1 rRNA gene is annotated in these 302 nt (G+C 49.7%); it reads right to left on the bottom strand.

The annotated features are described in order from the left end of the window. Window positions 1–125: 125 nt before the first annotated feature. Window positions 126–243 (bottom strand): 5S ribosomal RNA (rrf, locus tag HMPREF2635_RS09585). Window positions 244–302 lie beyond the last annotated feature (59 nt).

Here is a 302-nt window from a genome sequence, read left to right as displayed (position 1 = left end):
CGCACTAAATTGGCCTAAGTCAGGTTTCAATTGCAACACACAATGGTTGTAAAACGAATTGAAGGACCAAGACTGAATAAGTCTTGGTCCTTCAACCTTGTATTGAGTTGTTTGTTGTTGTTTGGTGTCGGCGGTTTCTTACTCTCCCACAACCTCCCGGTTGCAGTACCATCAGCGTTAGCAGGCTTAGCTTCCGGGTTCGGAATGGGACCGGGCGTTTCCCTGCTGCTATAGGCCACCGACAAACACACAGGGCAACGGCTGGTTGACGTGTGTTGTGTCAGATACTGTGTAGTGGACGC

The organism is Corynebacterium sp. HMSC035E02 (genome assembly GCF_001836065.1).
Taxonomy (GTDB): Bacteria; Actinomycetota; Actinomycetes; order Mycobacteriales; family Mycobacteriaceae; genus Corynebacterium; species Corynebacterium hiratae.
The sequence above is the reverse complement of the archived record's forward strand: the minus strand, read 5'-3'. Positions and strand labels throughout refer to the sequence as shown.